Below are 6,002 nucleotides of genomic sequence, written 5' to 3'. Positions count from 1 at the left end.
GAGCATCGGCAATTCGCCGGACAACTGCTCGCGCCAGTAGGCCAGCTCGTCCTGGCAGGCGGCGCTGTCCATCCACTGGCGTTGCCACAGGGCATAGTCGGCGTACTGCATCGGCGCCTCGGCCAACGCCGGTTTACGCCCCTGGCGCAGCTCGCGGTAATGGCTGCAAAGCCCGTCGATGATCAGTTGCAGCGACCAGCCATCGGCGGCGATATGGTGGCAATTGAGCGCCAGCACGTGCGCCTGCGGCCCGAGGCGATACAGGCAGGCACGCAGCAGCGGCGCGCTGTCCAGGGCAAACGGAGTCATCGCGTCCTGGCGCAGCAGGTCGTGCAACTGCGCCTCGCTGGCCACCTCGATCAGCGGCAAGGCCAGCTCGGCCTTGGCGAGTATGACCTGCGACGGTTCACCGCCGTCGCTGACGAAACGGGTACGCAGGACTTCGTGCTGATCGACCAGGGCCTGCAAAGCTGCCTGCAGGTCAGCGACATGCAGGTCGCCGCTCAGGCGCACCGCGCCGGCCAGGTTGTAGGCCGGGCTTTGCGGCTGCAGTTGCTGGAGGAACCACAGGCGCTGCTGGGCGAACGACAACGGTAGGGTCTGCGGACGCGGCAGGCGCATCGGCGTGGTTTTCTCGCTGGCCTGCTGTTGTTCCAGCCACTCGGCCATAGCGGCGATGGTCGGGCGCTCAAAGACCACACGCAGGGGCAGGTCCTTGCCGCTGAGCTTGCCTATCTGGCCGATCAGTTGCGTGGCCAGCAGCGAATGCCCGCCCAGCTCGAAGAAATGATCCTCAATGCCGACCCGCGCGAGCCCCAGCACGCCCTGCCAGGCTTCGGCCAACTGCGCTTGCAGCTCACTGCGTGGCGCCACGTAGCGCGCCTCGCTCTGGGCCGCGAAGTCGGGCGCCGGCAGGGCCTTGCGGTCGATCTTGCCGTTGGCGTTGAGCGGCATGCGCTCGAGCAGCATGAAAGCGCTGGGCAGCATGTAGGTCGGCAGGTTGGCGGCAACGAACTCACGCAGCGCCTCGATGGAGGGCTGCGGCTCGGCCACCAGGTAGGCGACCAGCACCTTGGCGCGCTGCTGGTCGTCACGGGCCAGCAGCACCGCTTCACGCACGCCGGGGTAACGGGTCAGGCAGGCTTCGATCTCGTCCAGCTCGATACGGTGGCCGCGAATCTTCACCTGGTGGTCGGTACGACCGACGTACTCCAGCTCGCCATTGGCCAGGAAACGCGCCAGATCGCCGGTGCGATACAGGCGGCTGCCGTCGTTGGCGATGGGGTCGGGCAAAAACACCGCCGCCGTGCGTGCCGGGTCGGCCATATAGCCACGGCCAACCCCCACGCCGGCGACGAAGATTTCACCCACCGCCCCGCGCGGCACCGGTTGCAATTCGGTATCGAGCAGGTACAGACGGTTGTTCAGGGTGGCGCGACCAATCGGCACACTGCTGCGCGCCTGGGCCAGGCGCTCGGTGAGCGGATGGAAGGCCACGTCGTCGGAGCATTCGGCCGGCCCGTAGGCGTTCATCAGCGGGATGCCGGGGTAGCGCTCGAACCAGCGCCGTGCCAGCGCCGGTGGCAGCGCCTCGCCAGTGGCCAATACCCAGCGCAGCGCGGTGCGCTCCAGGCCCGCCTCGAGCAGGCTCTGCATCAGCGACGGCACCGCTTCGAGAATGCTCACGCCATGGCGAGCGACGGCCTCGGCCAGGGCCTCGGGGTTCTGCATCACGCAGTCGCCGAGAATCACCGTGCGCGCCCCCAGCACCAGGCCGGCGAGGGTCTGCCAGACGGAGATGTCGAAGCACTGCGGCGCGCTCTGGGCGATCACGTCATCTACATTCAGGCCCAGGCCCGGCACCTTGCCGAGCATGTTGTTGAGCATCCCGGCGTGGGCCACCATCGCCCCCTTGGGCGTGCCGGTGGAGCCCGAGGTAAAGATGCAGTAGGCCAGCGACAGGCCATGCACGGGGATGTCCAGGTCGGCATCGCTGTAGCCGCCCAGGGCCGCTGGCTCGTAGCGGATCGCCGCCGGCGGCTGCGCCATCGGCTGCAGCGCCTGCTGTGCCAGCTCACCCTGCTCCACGCCATGCAACAGCAGCGGCGAACGGCTCTGGGTGAGCACTTGGGCCAGGCGTTGCGGCGGATTGCGCGGGTCCAGGGGCAGCCAGCCGGCGCCAGCCTTGAGTGTGGCGAGGATCATCACCACCAGGTCGAGGCCACGCTCATCGAGCAACGCCAGCAGGTCGCCGTCCTGCACGCCATTGGCGCGCAGATGACGGGCCAGTCGGTTGGCCGCCCGGTTCAACTGATCGAAGCTCAGGCTGCGCTCGCCATGCACCACGGCAATTCGCTCGGGGGTGCGACGCACTTGCTGTTGCAGGCGCTCGACGTACAGCGGCTGCAGTTGCGCCGCGTCCGCCGCCAGGTCACCGCTGGCCCAGGCGTGCTGTTGGGCGATCTCCGCCGCATCGAGCATGGCGATGCGTTGCAGCGGGATATCCGCCTCGCTGGCCAGGCTGTCGCCCATGTTCAGCAGCAGCGTGCGGAAATGGCGCAGCATCTGCTCGACTTCCTCGCGCAGGAACCAGTCGGTCTGGTAGGTCAACTGCAGGTGCAGGCGCTCGCCGGGCACGATCACCACGGTCACCGGATAGTTGGTGTGGGTGCGGTTGGCCATGTCGCTGATCAGGTAGTCCAACTGGCCCTGGCGCAGGCTGGCGGAGATCGGCGCGTTCTCGAACACGAACAGGCTCTGGAACAGATCCTGGCGCTGTACCTCGCTCCAGCTCTGGATCTGCGCCAGCGACACGTTTTCATGTTCGCGCAGGCTCAGGTTCTCGGCCTGCAAGGCCTTGAGCCAGGCACCGAGGGGCTGCTGCGGTTGCCAGCTCCAGCGCAGCGGCAGGCTGTTGATGAACAGCCCGACGATGCTCTCCATGCCCTGCATGTGCACCGGGCGCCCGGCCACGGTGACGCCGAACAGCAGGTCACGATTGCCACTGTAGCGCGCCAGTACCAAGGCCCAGGCACCCTGCACCAGGGTGTTGAGGGTGATGCCCAGACCGCTGGCGGCCTGCTGCAGGCCCTGGGTCTGCTCGACGCTGAGGTGCTCGACGCAATCCTCTACCGGCTCCGGTGCATCGATCACGCGGCCAGGGTGGCCGAAACCGAACGAGGTGGGGGTGTCGAAGCCGGCCAGGCGCTGCTGCCAGAAGGCCTGATGATCCTCAGGCTTGTGCTGCTCCAGCCAGCGGATGAAGTCGCGGTACGGGCGTGGCTTGGGCAGCTCCAGACGCCGTCCCTCGCGCGCGGCGCGGTAACCGTCGAGAAAGTCCATCATGATGATGGAGAAGCACCAGGCATCCATGAGGATGTGGTGATAGCTGCGCACGAACTGGTAGGCGTCCGGGGCCAGCTTGAACAGGCGCACACGCATCAGCGGTGCCTGGGTGAAATCCAGCCCCTCGCGACGCTCCTCGGCCAGCAGATGTTCCAGACGCGCCTGCTGCTCGGCCTCGTCGATAGCCGACCAGTCCTCATAGCTGATCGGCAGTTCGACCTGCTTGTGCACCACCTGCATCGGCCGCTTCTGCTGCTTCCAGACGAAGGAGGTGCGCAGCAGCTCGTGGCGCTCCACCACCTGTGCCCAGGCCTGGCGGAACGCCTGCAGATCGAGTTGCGGCAGCACCATCACATGGCGGTACTGCAGCAGGTACATGCCCTTGCCCGGGTGCATCAGGCTGTGAAACAGCAACCCCTGCTGCATGGGCGCCAGGGGGTAGATGGCCTCGATATTGCGGGAAAGTGCTTTGACCTTGTCGTTCATGCCGAGGGTCTCCTTGCCATGGGCTGGGGATGTGGAGGCGCCGGGGGTGCTCATTGCAGTTGCTCGAGCAGGCCGAGGAATTCGTCGTCGGAAAGCCCCGAATCGGCGAAGTCGGCAGCGGTGGCGCGACCAACCTCGGGGGCCAGGCAGTGTTCGAGCAGGGCTTCGATACCCTGCTGGAACTGCTGCGCCAGTGCACCGATCAGGGCCTGGTCATGCACGTGCGGGGCGTAGCGCCACTCGATGTGCAACTGGCCCTGGTCGACCAGGGCGGTCACGTCGAGCAGATGGGTACGGCGGGTGTCGGGGGCGCGCATGGCCGGGCACAGCGGCTGCGCCAGGCGCCACAGGCGCGAACCACCCAGCCACTGGTCGACCCGTCCCAGGTAGTTGAAGGTAAGCAGCGACGCGGCACCCAGTCCGTGCTGTGGGTCGAGGCGCAGCAGGCCGTAGCCGATGCCCTGCTCCGGTACGCGGCGCAATGCCTCCTTGGCGGCGATGATCGCGTCCTCCGGCTGTTCGGCGGCACGCACGGCCAATGGGTAACGGCTGGTGTGCCAACCCACCGAGCGCGACAGATCCGGGCCCTGCTCCCAGCCACTGCGACCGTGGCTTTCCATCTCCAGGGTGACCTGCTCACGCCCCTGCCATTGGCCGATCACGCCAGCCAGTGCCGCGACCAGCAGATCCTGCACCTGGGTGCTGTAGGCCCCATGGCAGTCGCCCAGCAACCATTCGGTTTTTTCCAGGGACAGTTTCGTTTCCAGCGTGCGGCTTTCGCCATACACGCTGACATCAAGGGCGACGTCGCCCTCCTCGGCCAACTGCGCCTGCCAGTAGTCACGCTGGGCCAGCACCTCGGGGGCCTGGCGATGACGCTGCAAGGCCTCGCTCCAGCGATCGAAGCGGGTGGAAACCGCCGGCAACGAAGTCTGCGGGTCGTGGTACAGGCTTTCCAGCTCGTCGAGCAGCACCTGCCAGGACACCGCATCGACCAGCAGGTGATGCGCCGTACACAGCAGGTGCTCGCTGCCGGTGAAATACACCCAGCGGATCAACGGGGCTCGATCCAGTTGCCAACCCTGCTGCCACTGCTGCAGCAGCGCGTCGTCCAGCGGCTGTTCGACCACCTGCAGCAGCGTGTCTTCCATCGCCGCCGACAGCGGCTGATAGCGTTGCTGCCAGCCCTGCCCGCTCTGCTCGAATATCAGCCGCAGGCTGCTGTGACGCCGCAACAAGCTCGCCAGCGCCGGGGCCAGGCGCGCCGGTTCCAGCGGCTGGTGAACGGCCAGCAACAGGGACTGGTTCCAGTACTGTGGCGTGGTCTGCTGCTGGTCGAAGAACCAGGCCTGGATCGGCGTCAGGGCAAAAGCGGCGCTTGGCTCGGCGCTATCGACCTTGGCTTGCTCGACCACACTGGCGAGGTCCACGGCCTGCTCGGCCCAGCCGCTGACCGAAGGGAACTCGAAGATCTGCTTGGGCTTGAGCTGCAGGCCCTGCTGCTTGGCACGGGCGATGATCTGCAGGCTGAGGATCGAATCGCCACCGACCGCAAAGAAGTTGTCGTCGGCTTGCAGTTCGGGCTTTTCGAGAATCTCCCGGGCAATCACCAGCAGGCGCTCGACCCTGGCCCGCTGTGGCGTCTGCGCCACCCGCGCCAGCGCCCGCACGCTGGGCTCGGCGAACAGTTGCTTGGGGGTAAGGGTGATCTGTTGCTGGCGTGCGCGGGCAATGATCTGCAGGCCGAGAATCGAATCGCCGCCATGGGCGAAGAAGTTGTCGTCCGGGCCTATGTTCGGGTGCCCCAGCAGTTCACGCCAGATCGCCAGCAAGGCGCTTTCCAGTGCACTCAACGGCTGCTCGGTACGCGACTCGAGATTGCGCGGTGCTTGCTCGGCCAGGTTCAACAACGCCTGGCGATCGACCTTGCCATTGGCCAGCAGTGGCATCGCCTCCAGGCAATGCCACTGCGCCGGTTGCATGTAGTCCGGCAGGCGTGCCTGCAACGCGGCCTGAATGTCCGCCAGTGCGCTCGGCCCGGCGACCAGGAAGGCTACCAGGCGGTTGCCGGTCAAGGGCGTCGGTGCGTTGAGCACGCGCACGTCATCGACCTGTGGCAGCGCACGCAATTGCGCCGCCACTTCCGAAGGCTCGACGCGGTAGCCGCGAAT

Annotated in this window: 2 protein-coding genes; both read right to left on the bottom strand. The window is 66.8% G+C overall.

Annotated elements, in window-relative coordinates:
- A partial coding sequence (locus tag BFP90_RS00010; RefSeq protein WP_141688875.1) for a non-ribosomal peptide synthetase occupies positions 1–3,885 on the bottom strand: 3,885 nt, incomplete at its 3' end.
- On the bottom strand, positions 3,882–6,002 hold a 2,121-nt coding region (locus tag BFP90_RS00005), incomplete at its 5' end, for an acyl carrier protein (RefSeq protein WP_256097403.1). The genes BFP90_RS00010 and BFP90_RS00005, both read right to left, overlap by 4 nt.

The organism is Pseudomonas sp. 24 E 13 (genome assembly GCF_900004715.1).
Classification (GTDB): domain Bacteria; phylum Pseudomonadota; class Gammaproteobacteria; order Pseudomonadales; family Pseudomonadaceae; genus Aquipseudomonas; species Aquipseudomonas orientalis_A.
The sequence above is the reverse complement of the archived record's forward strand: the minus strand, read 5'-3'. Positions and strand labels throughout refer to the sequence as shown.